Genomic DNA, 21,552 nt, shown 5'->3' on the forward strand with positions numbered 1-21,552 from the left:
TCCGGAAGGAGATCCAGGAGATCCGACCGACGTTGACGCCAAACCCACGAGATCATTCGGTTCACGTGATGACGCTCGGTCCGTCGGCGCCAACGACGCGCGGTGGCATAATGTCGTACGCCCCGGCGACCATTTCGCCCCGGCAGACGCGGAAGAACCGACCGACGTTCGCGCCAACCACATGAAATCATTCACATATCGCGTTCAGTGGCCCAGAGCGCGTCAGCTCGGCCCGGTCCGGCCCACGTGGCACGTGGCGCTCCCAACCAAAGCGCCCTCTACCTCGCGTCCGAGCACGGCGCCACGAAGCAGCGCTTGATCTGGACGGAGGCGTAGCCGCGGAAGGGCTCGGGGGAACGAAGTTCGACCACCGTCGCGAGCGCGAGCGCGAGGCAGACGACGTCGGTCCCGAGCGACAGCGCCCGCCCCGATGGCGCGCTCACGGAGTCCACGGGTGGTGTCGGGGAGCGGTACGGGCTTCCGGCCGGGTCCTTCGCGGTGGGCTTTTTTCGTAGCGCGCGCACGCCACGCTCGAGCCACGGCAAGCACCCCAAGAGCACGATCGCACAAGCACCGACGACCCCCATGGCCCCCGGCTCCAGGTAGCGCCCGCTCGCCCGCATGAGGAGGAGAACGGCCGAAAGCACGAGCAGAACGAACGTGCGGAGGTAGCTCGGATCGTGATCCTTCATCGGCCCACCTCACACGCCGCGTCGACGGTCAGATTGAGCCCGATGGGCACGGGCCGGCACGGGCGGGAAGCGCACTCGAGCACGCGCACCGTGTAACCGTCCTCGCAGACGTACCCGGCCGTTCGCACGATACCGCTGCACACCACCATGTCTTCTCCGCGTTCGCATGGATCGTAGACGTGAGCGAGCACACCGAACGTGGCTCCTTCGGGCCGCGGTCCCGCGAACTTCTCCGGACGATAGGTGGTCATTAGCTTTCCCAGGATGGCGATCACGATCAGGGCACCGTCCACTCCGTAGGCGAGCCGATCGCCCGGAGCCCGCAATGTCGCGGGGCGGCCCGCCCGGAGAGCGATACGCACGGTCGCCACCGCGATGACCGCGAGCAGGACGAGAGGAACCGTGTCCACCTCGTCCCGGCCGAGAGCACGAGGCCACAGGAGCAGAGCCGAGAGAATCAGGGCGGCGAGCGCGACGTGTATACGAGAGGGGAGCTGCATGGGCGCTACCTCGAAAGAATAGGGATCGACGACCGCGACCACGAAGGCCGCGCCGAGAAGGGGGCGGAGCGCAGTACAAGAGAGTAGCGTGGATGGGTTCGAGAGCGCCTCACGGCTCGTCGCATACGAGCTCCCCGTTCGTGCCTACGGTTGCGCGAGGGTCCGAGGGCGAAAGAGGGCGGCAGCGCTGGCTCGTACTTCTGCAGTTGATTCCTCCGGCGATGGCTCCTTTGCGGCAGACATACGCCGCGTACGGAGCCGATTCGTGGCAAGCGTAGCCCTCTTCGATGCCCGCGCAGCCCCGGGGCGGAGTCGACTTACCGAGCTCGAGGGTCTCTTGGCAAACCTGCTTCCCACCAACGATACGGCCCTCGGGCAGCACGCCCACGGCGATCCATGCGCACGCGGTGGCGAGGAAGGCGTCCGTTCCGAACCTTCGCGCCTCGTTGACCTGAGCCTCGGCCGCCTGAAGGTAGGTGGCTTTCGGAGGAAGGTGCGAAACCGCGCGGTACCAAATCTTTCGCGCGGATTCCCATGAAGTCGCCTTCGGGATCCCGTAGCGCATATGTTTTCCGCCCTTGACCATGAGGGCGAATGCCTTGTTGCCGATTCCCGAGTTGACGTGGACCCAGCACATATCGTTCTTCTTCGAAGGCGCCTCTCCCGAATCACACCGGAACATGCGAGAGGCATGGTCGGGGTCCAAGAATTCGCCCGGCTCTTCCATGTTTCGCACGGCGCCCATTCCCCCGATCACGAGCTTCTCCCCGAGCCGCAGGCTCACGGGATGCCCCGGGAGGCGAGACCATTCGCGCGCCGACACGCCGACGACGTCTGCGAACGACTCGTCGATCGCCCCCGACTCTCCTTGGTAGAGGAGCTTCGACGAGTACGCGACGATCCCATGGCCGAGCTCGTGCGCGAGCAGGTCGTACCCTGCGGAGTACGGGAGCCTATCGGCGCTGCCGTCGCCAATGTGAACCTCGGGGAGCACGACCGACCCACCCAGAAAGCCAAGCGGGAGGAAGAGCCCTTTTCCGGTGTTTCGAAAACACGCGTTTCGCCCGAAGTCGTTGGCCGCGCTGTTGTCGTGAACGACGATTCGAACGCCGAGGCCGCGATCGTCAAGACCGTTTCGCCCGAGCCCCTCACGGAAGAATCGGAGCGACTCCATCGCGTAGAAGTAGCCGTCGACCGCCGCTCCCTTGCCGTCGTCCCACTGACCGGGAGAGCTCGACGTCAACGCCACTCCGAGACCTCCGTAGCTCGAGCAAGTCACGATGGGCACCGACGGGGATACCATCGTGTTCAGCCCGAGCGCGCCCGTCACGATGAGCTTCTTCTTGTCGTTCGGATCGAGACCACGGGCGAAACGCACCCCGCCAGCGACGTCCTCGGCGCCTCGCGTACCAGAGACCGCGAGCACCGAGCCCGTCGCGGCGTCGATGTCGAACTGAGCCGCGGCGCAGTCCGTTTCGAGGCCGCCGACCTGTAGGCGGTACGCGAGTCGGAGGCCTCCCTGGTTCGTTGCGGCGCCGAGCACCGGCTCGGAGGCGACGACCTCCTTCACGGGCCCTTCGCACGTCTTCGACCAAACCTGCTTGGCGACTTCTTGCGCGGCGGCCGCGGAGAGCGTCGGCGTGGTGCCGAGACCTTCCGTCCCTTCGCTGAAGCTCGGGAGGATCGCCTCGACCCGGCCCTCGGCATCGAACGACATCGTCGTCACTGCGTCGAAGACCACGATCTCCGTTCCTGGGAGGGTCTGCGCGAGGCGTACGTAGTCGACCCCGTCGGCCGTGGCTGCGCGGGGCTCGACCTTCACGCCCGCGCTCCCGAGGTGGAGGTCCTTCCCGTAGGCCCTGACGAACGCCTTGGCTTGCTCGTCTGCAGAGCCCGGCGAGAGGCGCACGGGCGCTCTGGGCACGAGCGCCTCGGCGCCCTTCGCACCCACGCCGACCTGCCACTGCACGCCGGTCGCAGCCTCCAGGCGAGCGGCGAGGTCTTGCGCTCCAACCTCGAGCGGGGGCGGGGCCTCCGTGCCGCCCGAACAGGCCACCCCCAACACCGAAAGCCCAACCATCCCGAGGCCAAGGACCGCTCTCTTCATCGTGCACCGAACCTTTCGACGGGCCTATCGGCCGCCGAGGAGGTTTCGTTGCGCAGAAAGTGTCAGGCTCCTCTCGGGGCGAACAGATCCGACCGACGTTCGCGCTAAGGCTTCGACAGATCCTCGACAGATCCCGACGCGACAGATCCCGACGCGATGGATACGACCGACGTTCGCGCTAAGGCTTCGAAACCATTCGCTTCGCGTGGTTGCTCCGAGGTCCGTGCCCACCAGCCCGGAGGTTGGCACAGGGTCGCACAATACGCGGCCCATTCGCGCCAACGAGCCCCCGAGAACCCGGCCTGGAGCCCCGAAAAACCGACCGACGTTCGCGCCAACACCACGAAATGATTCGGATCACGCGAACACTGGCCCAGCGCGCGTCAGCTCGGCCCGGTCCGGCTCACGTGGCACACGAGCCCGCCCAACCAACGCCACTCTCGAGGTGCACGGGAAGGGACTCGAACCCCCACGCCTTGCGGCGGCGGAACCTAAAGAATTCGGAGCCGCCGACGATCGCGGATTCTCGCGGGTTTTTGGGGTCTCCCGAGGACCTAGGCCGCCTCTCGGGCCCCTTGCCGCCGTTTGCCGCCGCCGTTTTGGAACCCGCCGAGGGCGCCCCTCTCGGGCCTCTCGGGCCCCTGGCGACCGACCCGCTCCCCCTCCCGGCCCCGCCGACTCACGCCTGGGCCGTCGAGATGGGGCTGTACGACGTCCTCGACCGGGAGGAGCTTGCGGGGATGGGTTGAAGATCAGGCGGCGATGCCCGCCCTCCCTCGTCGAGCGCAAGGGCGGGCGCTGGCCGGCGGCTTGAGGAGATTGAGGCGCACTGCGAGGAACAGGTGACCGCTAGCTCTTGGGCTGCTTTGGCTTTTTGGGAAGCCACCACTCGAGGGGCCGGGTCGAGCGACCTGGCTCCTTGTCGGCTTCGTCGGCTTTCCGCGCGATCGTCTTGGCGACGTCCACGAGCCACGGCATGTGAAAGTGGATACGCCTTACGACGTGGCGCGATCGAACATTTTTCTCGATGCCATCGGAGCCCGCGACGGGCTGCTCCGACTTCGCCAGCTCGTTCACGTAGCTGACGGTTGCGTCGTGCCGGGTTGTCATTGCCACGCCGGCCGCCCAGCCGCCAGAGGCGAAGCCGTACTCATGAACGAGCTGAGACCTCACGTACCTGTAGAAGACGTTGGGGTAGGTGTGGCTACGGATCTCGTACAGGGTCAAGCCCGGGCACGCCTTGATTGCCTCCTGCTCGTCGACGTCGATCTCGCCGGTGACCACGCGACAATCGTGGCCCGGACGGAAGAAGTCGGGACGCAGCGCTTCAAGGGCTTTCGCCTCCTCGAAGCGACGGCTCTCCACGAGCGTGCGCCTGAGTAGGGGCAGGCTCACCCATGATGCTTCCGGCGAGCCCGCGAAGCGAACCCACGCCTCCACGAAGCGCTGCTGATCGATGCCCGTACCAGGCCACTGGTCGGCTGCGATCGCACTAATCACGCCCGAGACGAGTATGCAGGCCTCGACGTAGGAACCTCCGCACTCTCCACGGTCGAGCGCGACAGCGACGCCGAGCGGGCGCGACGCCCAGTTCGAATACGTCATGATCAAAACCTGCTACGCAAAAAGGGAACCGCATCCCCGCTGCACGTTTGACAGCGGGGATGCTCGAGGAACGCAGAGACCCGATGCCTATTACCGACCCGCGGATCGCACCACGTCAGCCATTTCGCCCCGAAACGCCGGATCGACTATTCCGTCGTGAACGAACGACACGAGGTGCATAGCGATGCGAAAAGCGTCGTCCTTGGAAATACCGCCCTTCGGCAGACGGAACTCGAAAAGACGCGTTTCCTCGGCATCGAGCGGGAAAGAGCGGAGCGTGCTTGTCGCTGCGCTTGCGGAGGCGAGCACTTGGGCGCCCACAGCCGGGGCGGCCGCAGGCGCTGCGCAAGGAGGATCTGACGGCGAGCTCTCGTCGTTCTTTGGCCCCTTCTGAGCCTTCGCTGGGCGCTGCCCCAGGACTCGAGCGTCGTACTTCCATCCGGTCTTGTCCGCGTCCCATGCGAAGTAGTTTGTGAGCAGCGAACGGACGCGGGACTTGTAGCTCTTCGCCGTCTCCCCCTTCGCCAGCTTCTTGACGCAGTATCGGTCGGTCAGGCGGTCGAGTTGGTCGAGGAACAACTTCGGCTCCGTCGGGTCGTCGTCGTCGAGAATCTCGACAAACTGGTCGAGCGCGGTGAGCCATAGGCGCGCCGTAATTTGCGGGATGTCTCCCCGCTTCTCGCGGGCTTTCGCCCACTCGACGACAGGCGCAAGTCCGCCGTTGACACTGGTTGCACGATGAGTAGCTTCCATGAGGAAGATCCTTTGAAACGAGGGTTTTCACTTGGTGCCCGGGTTGCCCCCCGGGCATCGTCTTTTCGAACGACTCCGCTAACCTAATCCCCACGGGACGGATGGCAAGTGCTTCTGCCGATGGATTATTCCAATCCATTGGGGCACGCCGAAAACCAAAGCGATTCCAGAACTTTACACAGAGGGCCGATCAGGCGAATCGGGCGCCAGGCCGTTCAGGGATGAACCTTTGAAGGCTGTACCCGAGCCCGCAGGCGTCTTGAACGGCCGGGCCGCAGGCGTCGGCTCCCGAGCTCGCAGCGTGCTCGAAGAGGTGCGCCGAGCTTCGCCTACGCACGCGCTTTGCTGCGACGGGAGCCGCTCGCCGTCGTGCACGAACGGATCTTTCGGCCGGGGGTGCGGCTCTCACCACGGCGGGGGATGCCTCGAGCCCCAGCCCCCGAGCGAGTGAGTTACGTGCGGGAACGACGCCACCACCTACCAATCGTCGAGATCGATGGGGCTGGCATCCGACCATCGATAGTCCTGGTCCAGCTCGATTACCGTCAGTTCGGCCCCGGCTTGCTGGAGGATGGGGTGGTCGGCGAGGAAGCTGCGCGCCTGGCGACACGTCGTCAGGATCGTGAACTTCGAGCATGTCACTCTCGGCCAGACGAGCTCAGCGACATCAAGGCGCACGAGCCGCCCCTCCTCGACAGCTTCGTCGACCGCCTCTTTCCAAAGATCTTCCTGAAGTTGGCGATCGCGTGCCGCGGCCTCGGGCGACTGGCCGCGTACCAATGGGGGGGGCTTGCGCGGCTCGTCGTCGAACTCGAGCACCAGCGTCTTCGCGGCGATGCACACCTCGAGAGCCGATGGCTCCGCCAGCGGGTGGTGCACGTGAGCGAAGACTGGGGGCGCCTTCCGAGCTCGAACAAGCGCGGCAGCAAGGGACGACTTCCCGGCCCCGGTAGGGCCCGAAATGACGATCAGAGGCTGCGCGTTTGCTCGAATGGCCTCATCTACGGCGGTGGCCGGGTGCACACGCGAGCGCAGCTCTGGGCTATCTAACGTCGACCATGCGTAGCGGGCAGGTACTCCGGGGTGAACGCTGAAGGGCATCATCGTGAGGCGGACGCGTGGACGTTGAAGGGAGGAGGCCGACAGCGCGTTGTTCCCGGCTGGGCTTCCTTGAATCGTAGCGCTCAGAGTTCATCTTCATGAGCACCAGATAGAACTACCACCACAAGGCCTTCGTGTTGGGGTCGTTCCCCGGGCCTCCGAGCTAGCCCGCGGGGCGCCCCTCTGGCGTACCCCGTTACCCCTCCGGGGCAGAGGCATCTTGCCCGAGCTCCGCTTGCAAGTCGGCCACCTCGGCCTCGAGGTCTTCGACGCGGCGGGCGAGCCGGTAGAGCATGAAGAGCGCGACTCCGAGGCCGACCGACGACGCCCCCGGAAAGGCGAGGAACACGAGGACCGCCGCCGCCGCGACGACGGCCACGATCGCGAGCCACACGCCGCCGCCGCGACGAGCGGTCACCTTCCCGCGGCGCTTCTCGCCCCGCGACTTCTTCCCCAAGGCCTTCGGGTTCGCCGTGAAGTAGTGCCCGCACACGCATCGCGCACGGTCAGCCGCGACCGTCGCGCCGCACGCGGGACAGTCTTTGAAGCCGCCCGCCATGCCTAGCCCGGTCCCCGACACGCGCACGTGGGCGATACCGTCCCGTCGCAGCACGTCGACCGCCCTGACGAGCACCCGCACACGCCTTGGTGGTGAGAGCAGCACCCGCGCTTCTCGGGCCCGTCGCTCGCGGCCGCGGGCGACGACGGGGAAAGGGCCACCGCGACGAGCGCGAGGAGCACGACGGACGCGAGCTTGCGCATGGCGAAACCCTCCACGGTGAGCGTCGCATCGGCCTCACGGCAGCGCAAGGGGCTCGTGGCCTACGTTCCCCTCGCGAGCTGGCATCGGTCAACTACCGGAAAGGTTGCGAGAGCGGGATGTCGGCTAGCTTCAAGCCGACCGTCCCGCCATCCTGCAACAAGATCCCCGTCGCCGGAATCCCTTCGTCGTCGAGCTGCACCCACTTGATCCCCTTCGCGAGGTGCGCTGCTGGGGGGTACTGGTGGTGCGGGTTGAAGAGCGAGACGCGGGCAAAGTAGTGACCGGGGGTGTGTCTGGCGCCCCGCTCCAGAACTACCGTTCGCAGCCAGTGGCCGTCGAATGCCGCGTACTGCGAGTAGAGGTGCTGGAGAATCTCGCCGACCATTCCGTCGAGGTCCGCAGCCCTCTGCGGCTGGAGATTGAAGTGAAGGTGCGTCACCTCGCCCGCCATCCCTCCCGGCGCCGTCTCAATCGCCTCAACCACGCTACCGTCCTCAATCTGACGGGGCACGACCCGTCCGCGCAAGAGGATCCCGGTCGTCACACGGCACTGACCGCGCAGCGTCTCGAGGCAGTAGATACGTTCCTGAAGCTCGACGATGTCACGCTCGACGAGGGTGACCGGAGCCTCTGGGCCCAGGGGCTTTTGTTGCGCCCCGAGGATTCCCGGCGCGGATCGTGTCGCCTGGCCCGTATTGTCTGCTGCGTTGCCCGCATCTGCTGCGTCCGGCGCCCTGGAGCACGCCGTGGCGGCGGCCACCAAGAGGCCAATCGCCCGAACCCTCCCACGATGCTTCATGCTCAGAGCATAGCGCGGGTCACCGGTCACCCCGCTTCATCCCGGTCGGTACCTCGCATCCGCGCGCCGCCGCCGCACCGTGCCCCCGGGCTCGTACCGCTCCCGTCCACGGTCCCCGTGGCGCCGAACTCGAGGCCGCTCCGACGCGATGGGACCGGGCGCCCGTTCCCCGTCCAGCCCGGATGCGAGTACCCTTCCCGTTCGCCCGCCCCGCTCGGATCCATCGCCCCTTCGCCGGGCTCGGCCTCGGTTCGGCACGCTTCCTCGCGACGCCGAGGCCGTCGGCGCTCGCACCGGGCCCGGGTTCCAACCATCGCCCCACCGTGGGGCGCAGGCATTCGGCCCGACCTCGGCCCCTTGGTCACCGCCTCGCCGCGAGCTCCCACGCCGTGGCCTTCCGAGGCGCCCCGCTCGAAGGCTCGCGTCGATTTTGTTCGCGCCGAAATCCCCAACGATTCCGACGTGTGCGCCACCGTGGCGCGCACGGGTCGGGCCGTGACGTCGCCGGGCGCCCTTGCATGAGGGCCGATTGTGGGCACAATAGGCCACGTGCTCGATTGTGGGCACAACGGAGGCACGATGCGCGCTACCATCGCGGGCATGTCGAAGGACCAGGTCTTTCGTTTTCGGCTGGACGACGAGGACCGACTTCGCCTCGACGCGCTCGCGAAGCACTACTCCGCGCCGGCCGCGACGGTCGTGCGGATCCTCGTGAACGAGAAGGTACGGGAGCTCGGGCTCGACGTGGCGGGTGAGGCGAAGCCACCGCCCCGGAAGCGGCCCCCGAAGTCGAAGAAGTGAAGGAAGTGCGCTCCGCGACGGCTGGACCCCGTCCGGAGCGCTTGGCCAACCCCTGAAGGACAGGAGCTGACACATGAACGGTAGCAACGGAGCCGCGGACGCGGCAGGGATTCGTACGTCCATCGTGGACCGGGCCGAGGCCGCCCGGGGTGCAGTCGGGGGTGCGCGATGATCGCCCCGCACCCTTCTGCCGCGCCGATCTTCCTCGGCTTTGCCGTCCTGATCGTCGCGATTCAAGCGACCATCGACCGCGCATCGTGGCTTGCCTCATGGCGCCTTGCCCGGATGATCGTGCGGCGCGGCTCGGATGACGTGGCGGTGCCCGACTGGGCCGGCGAGACGGTCGCAACGGGCATCGCGATCCTTCGCGCCGTCCCGAAGGCGGACCGGCTCGAGCGCAGGCTTCGGGTGGGCCGATTCTTCGGCGTCGCCGCCTCGTCCCCGCCCCCCGAAGACCACGAAGCCGAGGACGCCCCGAGGCGCGATGCCGGTGCGTCGATCCCCTTCTGGCCGACGAGCATGGTGGACGCGTTGGACGAACCGATCCGGTTCGTGCCGACCGGGCGGGCGGAGCCGCGCGAGGGGGCCTTCGTGGCCGAGCTCACGGTGATCGGGGGTGCGCGATGAAGCCGCTCGACGCACTCCACGCGGCCGGGAAGGCCCTCGGCGCATCGCCGCAAGAGATCCTCGCCGCGATGGCGATCCTTCGACTCGACAAGCCCGAGACCATCTCGCCGGCGGCGGCGGAGCGGCTCCTTGTGGGCGTGCTTCAACTCCGTGCGACGCTCGCGAAGGACGGTGCGGCGTGACCCGCCCCCGCATGGACGTGTCGCCCAACGGCGCCGAGGCGGAGCGGAGTGACGAGAGGGTGGGCCAGGCGGGGGGGCCTTGTCGGGGGCCGGTTGAGGCCGGGGCGGAGATCGGCGCGGCGCTCTGGCGAGACCGGCCGCTGGTGGACGCCCGGCGCGCGGCCGAGGCACTGGCCTACTTCCGTGGCTCTCGCCGGACCGCTCGGGCGGCGATTTCCAGCACCGTGCCCCCCGAGGAGCTCCTCGGGTCGCTCTCGGCCGACCAGTCGGCTACGAGCCCGATCGCGGGCGTGCTTGAGCGAACGGGGAGGGAACTCCGGCTCGCGTTGGCCCACCTCTCGCGGTGCACCATCCAGCGGCCGAAAGAAGGGTACGAGCCCGAGGACGACGACGCGATCGCGGCGCTGGGCCATGTGGAGCGCACCCTTCGTTCGGTGACGAAGGCGGTCTACCTGGAGGACGACGCGCGCACGCTGGCGCTTCATGCCGCGGCGTGCGGGAGGCTCCCCGAGGCGCAAGGCGACCCTGGAGCCCTCGAACCGGGACCGGCGCCAGCGATGGTTGACGCGGCGCGGGCCGTTGGTGCGTCCGAACGCGAAATTGCGCTCGCGTGGACGGTGGTCCGCACGTGGGGGCTTGAGCTCGACGCGCGGCGGGTGCGGGTGCTCTTGGAGGGGCTCGACGCCTTGCGCGCGGAGCTGACGTCGCAAGAGGCTCCAAAGCCTTCGCCCGGCGGCGGGGGTGGCAACTCGTGGGGCCTGCGGCGTGCTGGGGCGGTGCAGTCGTGAGGGGCACTCGCATGGTTCCGACGGAGCCGCGACTCTGGCGGCGCGCGTGTGTGGTCCTCGTGACCGCCGTGACCGCCGTGGCCTTCGTGCTCCTCGTGGCGCCTCCGCTCGCGTACGCTGGCGCCTCGAAGACGTGCGCCCCCGGGACGGCAATCCCGGAGGCGCGAGACCAGCGCGAGGGACGCGACATGGCCGAGGACGACGATACCGCGAAGGCCGCGGGGGGCAAGAAGCGCGCACCCTCCAAGGAGCACGCCGAGGAGATCGAGCGATGGGCCGACGAGCTACGGGCGGCGGCTCGCGCTGGGGACCTCGAGACGATGCGGCGGACGTTCGGCGCGCTGGTGGGCACAGTGCGCGAGGCGTTCCCGCAACCGACCTGGGAGGAACGGCAGAAGGCCGACGCGGCGAGGTGGGCGGCGTTCTACGAGAGTGAGCCCGACCGAGACGAGCGGCGGAAGCTGGATCGGTACCTCGCGACCGTGACCGGCACGATCGATACGTACACGGAGCTCGAGACATACGAGCCCGAGGGCGCTGGCGTGCTCGCGGCGCGCATTCACGACGGACAAGCGCGCGTTCCGTGGGAGCCTCCGCACCCTGACATCGCCCCGGACGACTTCGACGCCGGGCGCGACCTCGTGCGTGCGGTCGTCGAAGCGTTCGGGACGGGCGATCGCGAGACTCTGGACCAGCTACGGCCCGCCCACGCACTCCTAGCGAACCTGCCCACGACAGAGGGTGCACGCCTCGCGCGCTACGTGGCGTCGGTGGAACGGGCCCTCCACGAGGCCCATGAGCTGGAGCTTGCTGCGCGCGCGACCTTTGCGCGTCACGACGCACTTCCCAACGACACCCACGCGGATCGCATGGCGTCGTGGAAGATCCGCGCCATGACCGACTTCCACAAGCTCATGGCGAAGTCGCTGCGGCATCACGATCCGGCCTTCGCGCGACTCGATGCGGAGCGCCTACGGGACGTGCTCTTGAGCGTGGCCGTGGACCCCAACCCGGAGCGCAACGTGCTTGGTAGGCGCAAGGGGGGGCGGGGGAAGAAGGGGGCCGTGGCCGTCGCGGCGGCTCTGGCGGTCGAAGTCGGGGCGTTCGGTGCAAAGGACGTGGCGACGTTCACCAAGGCGCTCACCGCAGCGCGCGCGAAGAAATAAACTACTTCAGCCCCGCAGTAGTTTTGAGACTGGCGCACGAGGCATCAGGGTGCGGTGCATGGCACACCGAACGCCCCCGCCCTCGCCCCTGACCGACGACGACGTGAACGCGATCGCGCTCGAAGCTGCGGCGGACCCGCGCACGGTGCTCCGCGTTCTCGTCGGGCTTCCCGTGCGAGGCCGACCCGGCGAGCGGATCGCCGGTGTCCTCGCGGACCGCGGCGTCACCGTGGCCCGCACCTTCTCGCGGCCCACGGCCGCCTAGCCAACAAAAGAGGCGCGCGGCCCGGGGGGAGGACCCGAGCCGCGCAAGCCCTCGACGGCACCGAGGACCCATGAAGACTACACGCACAAAAACGACCCCGCAACCCGAGCGCTGCAGCTGCGCCATGTCGGCGCCGCTCATCGTCGGTGGCGTGCTCGTCTGCGCAAACTGCCGGCGAACACCCGACCTAGGACATGGGGCGGCCGCGCCGATGGCTGCGCCATACACGCAAAGGGCGCTTCCGCCCGGTGCGGGGCGGACGAAGTTCCTTCGAGTCGCCCGCTTGCTCCGCGCCGAGGGGGACGTGGGCTCGTGGCGCGAGGGGAGGACGGTGCTCGTGTCGGCCGACGCGTGGCCGCGCGGCTTGGCCCTCCTCGGGCAGGGGCGCGAACCGCCGCCATCGGTGCCGGTGCCTCTCCCCGCGGCGGAAGACGACGTCCTCGACGCGCTCGGGCTGCGGAGGGTCTCTTGAACCCCATCGGCTCCCTCCCCCGCGCCGAGCGGCGGCGGCTCGTGCGGCAGGCTGACCAGCTCGTCTCGAGCTTCCGGGGCCGCGCAGTCGACCCCGGCGATCTTGTTTTTCTCGCACCAAACGCGCCCGGAGGGTTCGTGATCCCTGTCGCCAACCGGGCCGCGTTCTTGGCTCGGCTCGGGCTTGACGATCTTGAGCTGACGATCGTCTCGACATGTCCGCGGGCGGGCGGCTTCGTCGCGCCGGTGCTCGTCGTGATCCGGGACTGGGCGCGGCTGTCGTTCCTCGACGCTCACCCTCTCGTGAGAGGAGGCGCAGCATGATCCGTCCGCCGGTGAGGGTCGAACGCTGGATCAAGGCGACTTGGTTTCGCGGGCTGCGCGAACCCGCGGGGCTCCGCGTCGGGCTGGAGCTCGGGCACTTCGTGGGCGACGTCGATCGCTGGCCGTACCAGGGCGAAAAGCACGCGCTTCCGTTGGTCAGCGTCGCGACCTTTGCGGGTGAGCGGCGAGCGCTGGCCCACGTCGAGCACGTCACGGCGCTGGCCTTCGACGTCGACGAGCCCCTCTCGACGCGTACGGACATCGAGGCCCGGCTCGCGGCGTCGATGGACCTCGCGTGGAGCTTCCACACCTCCTACAGCTCGACCGCCGACGCGCTCCGGTTCCGAGTGCTCGCGCCCCTCTCTCGCCCGATGCGCTCCGACGAGCACCGAGCGACGTGGCCACTTCTCGCCGCGGCGCTCGCGCGAGGTGGCGTGCGGGTAGATGCGGTCTGCAAGGACCCGAGCCGCGCCTTCTTCGTGCCGGTGCGACCGCCGTCCAACATCTTCGAAGCGGGCTCTCTCGAAGGCCACGAACTGGACGTCGACGCGTGGCTTGAAGTTGCACGCGCGGTGCGCGAGGCCGACCACGCCGAGCGCGACGCCGAGGCCGCGCGAAGGGCGCCGAACCGCTCGATGACGGGCCCGGCACTCTCGCCGTTCGAGCGTGCTCGGCGCTATGTGGCTCGATTGCCGCACGCGATCGCGGGCTCCCGCGGGCACGATGCGACCTTTCGCGCCGCCCTCGTGGCCGCGGTTGGCTTCAAGCTCGACGACGCGGCGGCGCTCGAGGTGCTTCGCGACTGGAACCGCGGGTGCAAGCCGGCGTGGACCGAGGCCGAGCTCGCGCGAAAGGTCGCCCAAGCGCGCGCCAACGGTCGGGTACCCGAGGGCTTCTTGCTCGATGCGAGGCGGGCCTCATGACCGTTCGGCAGAGCGACGAGGTGGTGCTCCAGATTGGCGAGGCGCGCGCCCGGAAGGCGACGGCGAACCGGAAGGCAAACGCACGGCCGACGGCACAACCGGACAAGGGCGACGATCCGCGCCCTTGGGTTGTCTACTCCCCGCACGATCTTCACGTGGCGGTTGCGAACGCGATCGACGTGCTTTCCCGCACGCCCAACGTCTTCGCGCGCGTCGGTCAGCTCGTGCACGTCGCGGACGGTGGGGTATCCGAGCCCGTGCTCGAGCGACACGCGCAAGATGATCGTGCCGTCGCGACCCTCCGGCGAGAAGCGCGCATTGTTCCCTTCACGGTCGCCACTTTGCGTTCGTTTCTTACGTCGTGCCTGCGCGTGGGGAAGCTGGTGCAGGATCGCGAGACGGGCGAGTGGGGCAACGCTCCGATGAGCCCGCCAGGAAACCTTGTGAAGGCGATCGCCGAAGCGGGGGCCTGGCCCGCAATCCCTCCGCTCGTTGGGGTCTCCGGGACACCGTTCTTGCGTCCTGACGGCACGGTGGCGACGTCGGCAGGCTACGACCACGCGACCGGCTACGTGCTCGCCCCAAGCGCCCCATGCCTCCCCGTACCAAGTGCGCCGACGCAGGCTGCCGCGGCGGCCGCCCTGGCCGAGCTGGAAGAGCCCTTCCTCGACTTCCCCCACGTGAGCCGCGCCCATCGGCTCGTGGGTGTCGCGGCGATCCTTACCCTGTTGGCTCGCCCGGCGATCCGAGGGAGCGTTCCCGCGTTCCTCCTCGACGCGAGCACGCGTGGAAGCGGAAAGAGCCTTCAGGCCGACGTCATCGCGCTCATTGCTACGGGGCATACGTCGTCCAAGATGGGGTGGCCGCCGGACCCAGAGGAACTCGAGAAGGTGCTTGGCGCCTACGCGCTCCGCGGCGCAGCGCTGGTCAACTTCGACAATGTGGCGTCGAGCTTCGGTGGTGCGGCCCTGGACCGGTGCCTGACGGCCGGCGAGAGCGGCGTCGATCTTCGCGTGCTCGGAAAGAGCGAGATTCCGGCCCTCCCGTGGCCCGCCGTCGTGCTCGCGACCGGAAACAACATGGCCATCCATGGCGACACGACACGCCGAGTGCTCGTGTCACGCGTGGAGAGCCCACTGGAGAACCCCGAGGATCGAACGGAGTTTCGCCACCCCGACCTCTTGGCGTGGGTGCGGGATAATCGCGCACGTCTCGTCAGCGCCGCGCTGACGCTCTTGCGTGCCTTCGTTGTCGCTGGGCGTCCGTCGCAAGGGCTCCGCGCGTGGGGCAGCTTCGAGGCCTGGGCAGCCCTCATTCCCCAGGCGCTCGTTTGGGCCGGCGGCTCCGACATCATGACGTGTCGGCCCGAGGTCGAAGGCGTAGCCGACCCGGAGAAGGCCGCGCTTCTCGCCGTCATCGATCACTGGCCGCGGCTCGCGCCGCAGGGGGAGCTCACGGCGAAGCGCGCCGTGGATCTGCTCTACCCGCCGGACCGGTTTCGGGGCCCCACGCCGCCCGACGGGTTCGACGACTTGCGCGAAGCCCTCGAGTCGGGGACGAACGCTAAGCAGGGGATGGCACCGAGCGTGAAGGCAGTGGGCTGGTTCCTCAAGCGCATGAACGGCCGCGTGATGGGCGACTCGAAGCTCGTGGGACACCAGAACCGCAAGGGCGTTCTCACGTGGCGCGTCGTTCCTGCCAGGGCTGCGGCCCGGGAGGCGTCGTGAAAGTGGGTGCCGGCTTTGCCGGCTTCGCCGCCTTGTTTCCCACCCCTAAAAACGCGAGGGTACAGAGACATTCACATACGCATTTTGTAGGGGCTGGAAAGAACCGGGCGAAGCCGGCAAAGCCGGCGCGGCGCTCGGGTGTGTCCGTGTCGTATGCCAGCGACCCGACGCCGATTGCCGCCCCTGTGGCCCACCTGTCGGCCTCCGCCGGCCTCCCGTCGCTCGCCATTCGGTCGGAGCGGGGCGATCGCCGGACGCTCGACGTCTCGGGGCGTCCCGGTTCGTCGACGCGCCTGCGTGCCTCCCAGGGCCCCGGGCCGGGCGATGACGACGGGGCGGAGGACCTGGGCGAGCTCGACCCCAACGCCCCGTCCACGGTGAGCCTGTACGACGCACCGCTCAACCCGTACCGCGGGGGCCTTCTGGACCCACCAGAGACCGACGAGGCCGAGGCCTTGGCCCGCGGTCACGCCGGCCCCGAGCGAAGGCGCGACGTAACCGCGGCGGTGACACGGCAACCTCCGCTTCGTCGTGCGCGTAACCCGCGTTTTCGTCCGGGCGCAACGGGTCCCCCCCCAACAGTGGGGGAGGTTCCGTGGCGCGCGGGGTGCGTTTTTTCACGCAAACGACTGCGAAATCCGAATTCGTAACCCGAATTCGTAACCCAAGGAGCAACGACCATGAACGAAGAGAAGAAGACTCCCGATCCCATCGAGCGTAACGGCGCCGCGTTCCCGCCCTGTTACGGCGGCCGGCACGCACGGGAGGGGGAGGATCCCAAGGCGCGGCCCTCTCCGCTCGCGCCGCCAGCACCGTTTCCGGGGTCTGGGCGGGTGGTCAAATGAGCCCCCGCCGCATCGCGGAAGAGCGCGAGCGCGCGGAACTGCTCCGGAAGCTCGGGCCCAGCATGGCGAAGGCGCTCGAGCGCGCCCCCCTCCAGGTCCTTCGCGCCGCCGCCACGATGGCCCGCCCTCCGAAGCCGTCCCGTGACACCGTGATCGGGACGCCTCGCGAGCTCGCCGCGCCGAAGGTTGGACGCCCCGACGCGCGGGTCCGAGCGACGGCCGGCCCGTCGGCGCAAGCGGCCGAGTTCGACCGACGGATGGGGATCCGTACCCCGGGCCGAGCGATCGTCGACAACGGCTCGAGCCTGGTGTTCGGAACGATGCGCCCGGCCGAGGCGCGAGCCTCCATCGCGGCGCGCGCCGGTGCGGAGCGCTCCGCCCAGCGCGCGCCCCGCGTGCGTGACGAGGGAGACCGGCTGGTCTTCCCGACGATGAAACCCGCCGACGTCCGCGCGGCCGAGCGCGAGCGCGCCTCGGAGGAAGGCTGAGCCATGGGAACCTCGAGAACCGTGTTCGCGCATGCCCTCTTCACGCCGGACGAGGAGCAGATCGACCAGCGGCGGGTGGACGTCGTCAACGGCCGTCGAGCCCCCTCGGTGGCCAGCGCTCCGCGTCCGGCTCAGGTCCGTGCGGCAACCCTGCCCCGTCGGGGGGGCTCGTTGCCGCTGCCCCCGCCGCCGCCACCACCCCCGACCCTGGGGCAGGTCAGCGCCGCGCTGGCGGTCCTTGCGGCGCGTATCGAGCGCCTGAGCGGAACCCGAGGTGCAGCGTGAGCGGCTCACGTCGCCCCGTGGTCTTCGTTGCGGGCTGCCCGGGCGCGGGCAAATCTGCCGTCTGTCGAGCGCTCCTCGGCGTCCAGGGCAAACCCGTCGGCCGCTGGTCGGTTGGCTCGCGGTTCTGCGCGCTCGGGCCGTACTTGGGAGCGACGCACGACGGGGCGGACGCGTTGCCTGTCGCCAGTGCGGTCTTTGCCAAGGCCTTCGGTCAGCTCGACGATCCGACTCTCGCGCCCCTCGTCGCCCTGCTCGATGGTGTGAGGTTTGGGCGTTGGGTGCTCCCCTATCTCGAAAGGAGCGCACGGCCTCGGATCTCCGTGCTGCTCACGGCTCCGCCCGAAGTCCTCGCGGCGCGCCGTCAGGGGCGAGGAAGCAAGCCCGTCTCGCGGGCGTGGCTTGAGAGTGAGATAGCGAAGGCTCGCCGCGCGGCGAGCGAATTTGGCCGCGTGGTCCATGTGGACGCCAATCGCTCGCTTCAGGCTGTTGTGGAGTCCGTTCTCGGGGCGACCTCGTGAGAGGCGCCCCCTTCACGCTCCCGTCCATGACGGGGAACCAGACGCGCGACAACCTCGCGCAAAAGAAAGCAGGATGAATCATGGAAACCGATACCAATCTCGAGACCCGCCTCGCGCGCGCCACCGCCGACCACGACGCGGCCGCAGAAACGGCGAGGGCCGCCACCGTCGCCCACGAAGAGGCCCGCGCCGAGTACGTGGCGAACCCCAACGATGCCGCTGGCGCCGCGGTCCTCCGCGCGCGTGACGCTGCGCAACTCGCGAACGACCGTCTCGCGCACTTGCGGGACGTCCGCGACGCTGCGCAAGGCGAGCTGGATGCGTACCGCGCCGCCATGGAAGCAGAGGCCGCGCGCGTTGCTCGTGCTGCGCGCCTCGCCGAGCTGCGTGAGACGGCTTCCATCGAAGCGCACCGAGCGCGCATTGCCTCGTCCGTCGCGGCCATCGTCGAAGGCGAGAAGGCCATTCGCGAGGGCCTTGCGGTGATCGCGGCGAGCTACGCCGAAAGCAACGCTGCCGCCGCGGAGCTTCGCGCCGAGGGGGAGGACATGCCCAAGCTCGACGAGCTCCACGTGCTCGGGCCCGTGCTGGAGGCGCGGGGGAGCGTCCGGCTCGACCTGAACCCGCTTCGTTACATGGCGTTCGAGCCTTCTCGGGTGGTGCAGAGCCTCCTTGCGAGCTTCGACATTTTCGACCCGAAGGACGGCGGATCGTTGGCGGGGCACGAGGAGCGCCTTCGCAAGGAGCTCGCGCTACGCCTGTCTGCCCGCACCCTCGATGACGCGAACGCCTTGGTGCGCCGCGCCGAAGAGGAGCGCGTGGCCCAGGTCGAAGCCGATCGGGAGCGCGAAACGGAAGCCTCCCGCGTGGTCTACGTGGGCGAGGACGAGGACGACGCCCCCTCGTTGCTCGACCGAGCGCGCGAGTTCGGTACGGCTGCCGCGTCGCTCTTCACGAAGGGGAAGGCCTCGCCCGAGCTGGCATCGTGAACGCGCCGTCGGTCGCCCGTTGCGCCGAAGGGGACGTGGCCCGGATCGTCCGGGCTACGCTCCGCGCCTCGCCCTTCCCACCAAGGGCCTGGGCGCTCGTCGTCGTCGTTCTGCGCCTGAGCGAAGGCGAGCGGGGGGTCATCCTCCGCGACACCTTCGCCGAGCGCCTTCGCGCGAACGATCTCGAGGCCTCGGCGGTCGAATGCATGCGCCGCAAGGTGAAGCCGGGCGAGGTCTTGGTGTGGTGCGAACTGGACGTGGAAGGGCTCGCGTCGGCGGGGTTCTCGATCGTCCAGGTTGGGCACCGATGAACGCGCCCGCGGTGATGGCCCTCGTGATCGCCGAAGGGTCACGCGTCCGTCTCCGCGTTCTCAACGACGAATCCGACGCGATCGGCGACGCGGCCGAACCGATCGACGACCAACGCCCGCGGACCCGTGCCGACTGCGCGACGGTGCCGCGCCCATGCCCGTGGGTCGGGTGTCGGATGAACCTCTTCCTCGACGTGAGCGAGACCGGGACGATCCACCAAAACCACACGGGGGAGCCCGGCGACATGCCGGCCGAGCGCTCGTGCGCGCTCGACGTGGCGGACGGAAGCGAGCTGACCCTTGAGGAGATCGGGCAGCTGCTCGGCGGTCTCTCGAAGGAACGTCTTCGGCAGGTCTGGCGGTCCGCACTTCGGCGCTTCGCGCTCCGAGGAGGGGCCAACCTAGCGAGGCTGGCGAGCAGCGAGCCCTACGATCAGGGCGAATGACGTACCCGACGCGTCGGCGCCGTGGCCCTTCCGGGTCTCGACGTCGACGCGTGCATCGTGCACGGTAGGAGGAACCATGGCGAACCGAAGGGCGCGAGGAGGTGTGTACGAGCGGCGAGGGTCGCTCTTCATCCGCGTGACCATCGACACGAACAAGCGCGCGTCGATCGCCGCGCCGTGGGCAGCTACGGCCGAGGTCGCTCTCGAGCGCGCGCACTCGGTGCAAACGCTGATCGATCGGCTGCGAAGCGCGGGCCACGCGGACATCTTGCCAAAGGTGCTCGAGGCGGCCTCGGCTTCGGATCCGGCGAAGTTCCGCGCCGTCGAGCGTGCCGTCGACGGGCTCCTCGGGGGCTCGCTCGTCGTCGCGTCGCCTAAGGCCTCGGGCGCGGGCCCCTTGACCTTCCAGACGTTCGGCGAGCGGTGGACCTCGGGGGAGCTCGCGCGGCTCTACCCCGACCACGTGCGAGCGAAGAGGTCGGCCGACGACGACGCGGGGCGCCTCCGAAAGCACGTGTACCCCATCATCGGCGATCGCGCGCTCGCCTCGCTCACCCTCGACGATGCGCTCGAGGTGCTTCGGAGGCTCCCGCCCGAGCTCGAAGCGGCGAGCCGTCGCCACGTTGCCCAGGCCATGGCGCGGCTCTTCGCCCTCGCGGTGTACCCTTGCCGGCTCCTCGCCGCGTCTCCCCTCCCCCGCGGGTTTCTCCCGAAGATCGCGAAGAAGAAGGCGAAGGCCGCGCTCTACCCCGACGAAGAGGCCCGGCTTCTCGGCTGCGATGCCGTGCCCCTGGCCCATCGCATGCTCTACGGCTTCCTCGCCCGCGAGGGGATGCGCGCCGGTGAAGCGCTCGGCCTCGAGTGGTCGGATCTCGACCTCGGCCGCGGCGTGGTGCGGCTCGACGAAAACAAGACGGACGATCCCAGATCGTGGGCGCTCGACCCGGGCACCCTGGCCGCGCTCCGCGCGTGGGGCAAGGTCCGCGGCACCGTCGGCCGCGTGTTCGCCGTGGCCGACCCGGGGCACCTCGCGGACGACCTCCGGGCCCACCTTCGGCTCGCCGGCGTCGACCGCCCCGAGCTCTTCGAGCGCTCGGCCGCCAGGCGTCCGATCCGCGCGCACGACCTCCGGGCCACCTTCGTGACCGTCGCGCTCGCCTCGGGGCAGACAGAGGCCTTCGTGACGGCGAAGACGGGGCACCGCTCCTCGTCGGAGGTGGCGAACTACCGGCGCCTCGCGACCACGTTCGCGAAGGTCGGCGCGGGCGGATGGTTCGAGCCCATGGATCGCGTGCTCGGGCCGAGCCTTGCCGCCGTTGCCGCCGCGAAAACGGCGGCCAAAACGGCGGCACGACCTCGAAACGATCTCAGCTCACACCGCCTAACTGCTGAGAAGTGCACGGGAAGGGACTCGAACCCCCACGCCTTGCGGCGGCGGAACCTAAATCCGCTGCGTCTGCCATTTCGCCACCCGTGCGGCCGTCGCAGCATAGCGCATGTGGACCCGGGCGAAAGGGTTCGCGCGCTCGCTCGTCAGCGCACACACTCGGGGTAGGCGAGATCGTTCTCGGGCCCCGGCGCGACGCCGTCACAGAACGACGGTGCCCCGCGGCGAGGCGCCCCCGACGACGTCTCGAACGAGGCCGCCGAGGCACACTCGGGGTACGCCACGAGGTCGCCGCTCGACGTGAGCCCGCGGCAATACGCAGGCGCCGAAGACCTCTCGGCCAACGGCTCGGGCGCCTTCACGACCCCGCGGCACTCGGGGTAAGCGAGCCACACGTCGCGGGTCGCTTCGAGCCCCATGCACACGAGAGGCCTAGTTTTCTCGGCCTTCGAGGGAGACGTCTCGCGCGCGGCGCACTCGGGGTACACCGCCCAATCGTCCGGCGACGAGGCGACACGCTCGCAGTAGTACGGCCGCCCCTCCCCCGCGCCCTCGGGCGACGCGGCATGCGCCATCCTCCCGAGCCCGAGCCCGCACACCACGACGGCGCCGAGCCCCAGCCAGCGCGCAGCCCGTGGAGCACGCGAGGACAGCCCGCTCGATGCCTGGGAACGCCACCTCGACCTCAC

At 69.1% G+C, this 21,552-nt stretch carries 23 protein-coding genes, 1 tRNA gene and 1 pseudogene; 15 read left to right on the forward strand and 10 right to left on the reverse strand.

Annotated features, from left to right (window positions below; translation table 11 throughout):
* Positions 1-278 precede the first annotated feature (278 nt).
* The 8 genes from IPK71_01570 to IPK71_01605 all read right to left on the reverse strand — a co-directional run bounded on the left by IPK71_01570 (position 279) and on the right by IPK71_01605 (position 8,320).
* Positions 279-692 (reverse strand): hypothetical protein, encoded by a 414-nt coding sequence (locus tag IPK71_01570; GenBank protein ID MBK8212413.1) that lies wholly within the window; start codon positions 690-692, stop codon positions 279-281.
* On the reverse strand, positions 689-1,192 hold the full coding sequence (locus IPK71_01575) for a hypothetical protein (GenBank protein ID MBK8212414.1): 504 nt from the start codon (positions 1,190-1,192) through the stop codon (positions 689-691). Before IPK71_01575 ends, IPK71_01570 begins: the two co-directional genes overlap by 4 nt.
* Positions 1,193-1,301: 109 nt before the next feature.
* The gene (locus IPK71_01580; GenBank protein ID MBK8212415.1) at positions 1,302-3,299 is read right to left on the reverse strand and encodes a M4 family metallopeptidase; all 1,998 of its coding nucleotides are present in this window, start codon (positions 3,297-3,299) and stop codon (positions 1,302-1,304) included.
* A gap of 849 nt (positions 3,300-4,148) precedes the next feature.
* On the reverse strand, positions 4,149-4,904 hold the full coding sequence (locus IPK71_01585; protein MBK8212416.1) for a hypothetical protein: 756 nt from the start codon (positions 4,902-4,904) through the stop codon (positions 4,149-4,151).
* A 90-nt stretch (positions 4,905-4,994) separates the two neighbouring features.
* Complete coding sequence (locus IPK71_01590; protein MBK8212417.1) at positions 4,995-5,657, reverse strand: hypothetical protein; 663 nt, start codon at positions 5,655-5,657, stop codon at positions 4,995-4,997.
* A 477-nt stretch (positions 5,658-6,134) separates the two neighbouring features.
* Positions 6,135-6,536, reverse strand: a complete 402-nt coding sequence (locus IPK71_01595; protein MBK8212418.1) for a hypothetical protein — start codon at positions 6,534-6,536, stop codon at positions 6,135-6,137.
* 418 nt (positions 6,537-6,954) lie between these two features.
* Positions 6,955-7,392 carry a hypothetical protein gene (locus IPK71_01600; GenBank protein MBK8212419.1) on the reverse strand — a complete coding sequence of 146 codons (438 nt, stop codon included), beginning with the start codon at positions 7,390-7,392 and terminating at the stop codon, positions 6,955-6,957.
* Positions 7,393-7,612: 220 nt separating this feature from the next.
* On the reverse strand, positions 7,613-8,320 hold the full coding sequence (locus tag IPK71_01605) for a hypothetical protein (GenBank protein MBK8212420.1): 708 nt from the start codon (positions 8,318-8,320) through the stop codon (positions 7,613-7,615).
* A 579-nt stretch (positions 8,321-8,899) separates the two neighbouring features.
* On the opposite strand from IPK71_01605, the gene IPK71_01610 reads away from it, so the two are divergent.
* The 15 genes and pseudogenes from IPK71_01610 to IPK71_01680 all read left to right on the forward strand — a co-directional run bounded on the left by IPK71_01610 (position 8,900) and on the right by IPK71_01680 (position 20,716).
* Positions 8,900-9,121 (forward strand): hypothetical protein, encoded by a 222-nt coding sequence (locus tag IPK71_01610; protein ID MBK8212421.1) that lies wholly within the window; start codon positions 8,900-8,902, stop codon positions 9,119-9,121.
* Between the two features lie 168 nt (positions 9,122-9,289).
* Positions 9,290-9,748, forward strand: coding sequence for a hypothetical protein (locus IPK71_01615; protein MBK8212422.1), 459 nt, complete (start codon positions 9,290-9,292; stop codon positions 9,746-9,748).
* Positions 9,745-9,930 carry a hypothetical protein gene (locus IPK71_01620; GenBank protein ID MBK8212423.1) on the forward strand — a complete coding sequence of 62 codons (186 nt, stop codon included), beginning with the start codon at positions 9,745-9,747 and terminating at the stop codon, positions 9,928-9,930. Before IPK71_01615 ends, IPK71_01620 begins: the two co-directional genes overlap by 4 nt.
* On the forward strand, positions 9,927-10,718 hold the full coding sequence (locus IPK71_01625; GenBank protein ID MBK8212424.1) for a hypothetical protein: 792 nt from the start codon (positions 9,927-9,929) through the stop codon (positions 10,716-10,718). Before IPK71_01620 ends, IPK71_01625 begins: the two co-directional genes overlap by 4 nt.
* 11 nt (positions 10,719-10,729) lie before the next feature.
* Positions 10,730-11,884 (forward strand): hypothetical protein, encoded by a 1,155-nt coding sequence (locus tag IPK71_01630; GenBank protein ID MBK8212425.1) that lies wholly within the window; start codon positions 10,730-10,732, stop codon positions 11,882-11,884.
* A gap of 58 nt (positions 11,885-11,942) precedes the next feature.
* Positions 11,943-12,149: a hypothetical protein gene (locus tag IPK71_01635; protein MBK8212426.1), complete on the forward strand. Its 207-nt coding sequence runs from the start codon at positions 11,943-11,945 to the stop codon at positions 12,147-12,149.
* 70 nt (positions 12,150-12,219) lie between these two features.
* Positions 12,220-12,621, forward strand: a complete 402-nt coding sequence (locus IPK71_01640) for a hypothetical protein (GenBank protein MBK8212427.1) — start codon at positions 12,220-12,222, stop codon at positions 12,619-12,621.
* Positions 12,618-12,944, forward strand: a complete 327-nt coding sequence (locus tag IPK71_01645) for a hypothetical protein (protein ID MBK8212428.1) — start codon at positions 12,618-12,620, stop codon at positions 12,942-12,944. Before IPK71_01640 ends, IPK71_01645 begins: the two co-directional genes overlap by 4 nt.
* Positions 12,941-13,867 carry a hypothetical protein gene (locus tag IPK71_01650; protein ID MBK8212429.1) on the forward strand — a complete coding sequence of 309 codons (927 nt, stop codon included), beginning with the start codon at positions 12,941-12,943 and terminating at the stop codon, positions 13,865-13,867. Before IPK71_01645 ends, IPK71_01650 begins: the two co-directional genes overlap by 4 nt.
* Entirely contained in the window at positions 13,864-15,594 is a 1,731-nt protein-coding gene (locus IPK71_01655) for a hypothetical protein (GenBank protein MBK8212430.1), read from the forward strand. Before IPK71_01650 ends, IPK71_01655 begins: the two co-directional genes overlap by 4 nt.
* An 841-nt stretch (positions 15,595-16,435) precedes the next feature.
* On the forward strand, positions 16,436-16,927 hold the full coding sequence (locus IPK71_01660) for a hypothetical protein (protein MBK8212431.1): 492 nt from the start codon (positions 16,436-16,438) through the stop codon (positions 16,925-16,927).
* 883 nt (positions 16,928-17,810) lie between these two features.
* Positions 17,811-18,719: a hypothetical protein gene (locus IPK71_01665; protein MBK8212432.1), complete on the forward strand. Its 909-nt coding sequence runs from the start codon at positions 17,811-17,813 to the stop codon at positions 18,717-18,719.
* Entirely contained in the window at positions 18,716-19,030 is a 315-nt protein-coding gene (locus tag IPK71_01670; GenBank protein ID MBK8212433.1) for a hypothetical protein, read from the forward strand. The genes IPK71_01665 and IPK71_01670 overlap by 4 nt, the downstream gene beginning before the upstream one ends.
* Positions 19,027-19,476 (forward strand): hypothetical protein, encoded by a 450-nt coding sequence (locus IPK71_01675; GenBank protein MBK8212434.1) that lies wholly within the window; start codon positions 19,027-19,029, stop codon positions 19,474-19,476. Before IPK71_01670 ends, IPK71_01675 begins: the two co-directional genes overlap by 4 nt.
* A gap of 634 nt (positions 19,477-20,110) precedes the next feature.
* Positions 20,111-20,716 (forward strand): annotated as a pseudogene (locus IPK71_01680) (tyrosine-type recombinase/integrase).
* 156 nt (positions 20,717-20,872) lie between these two features.
* Here the strand turns inward: IPK71_01680 and IPK71_01685 are convergent.
* Together IPK71_01685 and IPK71_01690 are read right to left on the reverse strand one after the other, a co-directional pair.
* Positions 20,873-20,953, reverse strand: a tRNA-Leu gene (locus IPK71_01685).
* A gap of 56 nt (positions 20,954-21,009) precedes the next feature.
* On the reverse strand, positions 21,010-21,552 hold the full coding sequence (locus IPK71_01690; GenBank protein MBK8212435.1) for a hypothetical protein: 543 nt from the start codon (positions 21,550-21,552) through the stop codon (positions 21,010-21,012).

The organism is Myxococcales bacterium, assembly GCA_016712525.1.
Classification (GTDB): Bacteria; Myxococcota_A; Polyangia; order Polyangiales; family Polyangiaceae; genus JAAFHV01.

What these genes read in the sequence shown, in the direction of transcription:
- IPK71_01675 (MBK8212434.1), top strand. Translation starts at nt 19,027, where the DNA reads ATGAACGCGCCCGCGGTGATGGCCCTCGTGATCGCCGAAGGGTCACGC.
- IPK71_01635 (MBK8212426.1), top strand. Translation starts at nt 11,943, where the DNA reads ATGGCACACCGAACGCCCCCGCCCTCGCCCCTGACCGACGACGACGTG.
- IPK71_01575 (MBK8212414.1), bottom strand. Translation starts at nt 1,192, where the DNA reads ATGCAGCTCCCCTCTCGTATACACGTCGCGCTCGCCGCCCTGATTCTC.
- IPK71_01590 (MBK8212417.1), bottom strand. Translation starts at nt 5,657, where the DNA reads ATGGAAGCTACTCATCGTGCAACCAGTGTCAACGGCGGACTTGCGCCT.
- IPK71_01610 (MBK8212421.1), top strand. Translation starts at nt 8,900, where the DNA reads ATGCGCGCTACCATCGCGGGCATGTCGAAGGACCAGGTCTTTCGTTTT.
- IPK71_01605 (MBK8212420.1), bottom strand. Translation starts at nt 8,320, where the DNA reads ATGAAGCATCGTGGGAGGGTTCGGGCGATTGGCCTCTTGGTGGCCGCC.
- IPK71_01620 (MBK8212423.1), top strand. Translation starts at nt 9,745, where the DNA reads ATGAAGCCGCTCGACGCACTCCACGCGGCCGGGAAGGCCCTCGGCGCA.
- IPK71_01665 (MBK8212432.1), top strand. Translation starts at nt 17,811, where the DNA reads ATGGAAACCGATACCAATCTCGAGACCCGCCTCGCGCGCGCCACCGCC.
- IPK71_01655 (MBK8212430.1), top strand. Translation starts at nt 13,864, where the DNA reads ATGACCGTTCGGCAGAGCGACGAGGTGGTGCTCCAGATTGGCGAGGCG.
- IPK71_01660 (MBK8212431.1), top strand. Translation starts at nt 16,436, where the DNA reads ATGAGCCCCCGCCGCATCGCGGAAGAGCGCGAGCGCGCGGAACTGCTC.
- IPK71_01570 (MBK8212413.1), bottom strand. Translation starts at nt 692, where the DNA reads ATGAAGGATCACGATCCGAGCTACCTCCGCACGTTCGTTCTGCTCGTG.
- IPK71_01580 (MBK8212415.1), bottom strand. Translation starts at nt 3,299, where the DNA reads ATGAAGAGAGCGGTCCTTGGCCTCGGGATGGTTGGGCTTTCGGTGTTG.
- IPK71_01650 (MBK8212429.1), top strand. Translation starts at nt 12,941, where the DNA reads ATGATCCGTCCGCCGGTGAGGGTCGAACGCTGGATCAAGGCGACTTGG.
- IPK71_01585 (MBK8212416.1), bottom strand. Translation starts at nt 4,904, where the DNA reads ATGACGTATTCGAACTGGGCGTCGCGCCCGCTCGGCGTCGCTGTCGCG.
- IPK71_01615 (MBK8212422.1), top strand. Translation starts at nt 9,290, where the DNA reads ATGATCGCCCCGCACCCTTCTGCCGCGCCGATCTTCCTCGGCTTTGCC.
- IPK71_01630 (MBK8212425.1), top strand. Translation starts at nt 10,730, where the DNA reads ATGGTTCCGACGGAGCCGCGACTCTGGCGGCGCGCGTGTGTGGTCCTC.
- IPK71_01640 (MBK8212427.1), top strand. Translation starts at nt 12,220, where the DNA reads ATGAAGACTACACGCACAAAAACGACCCCGCAACCCGAGCGCTGCAGC.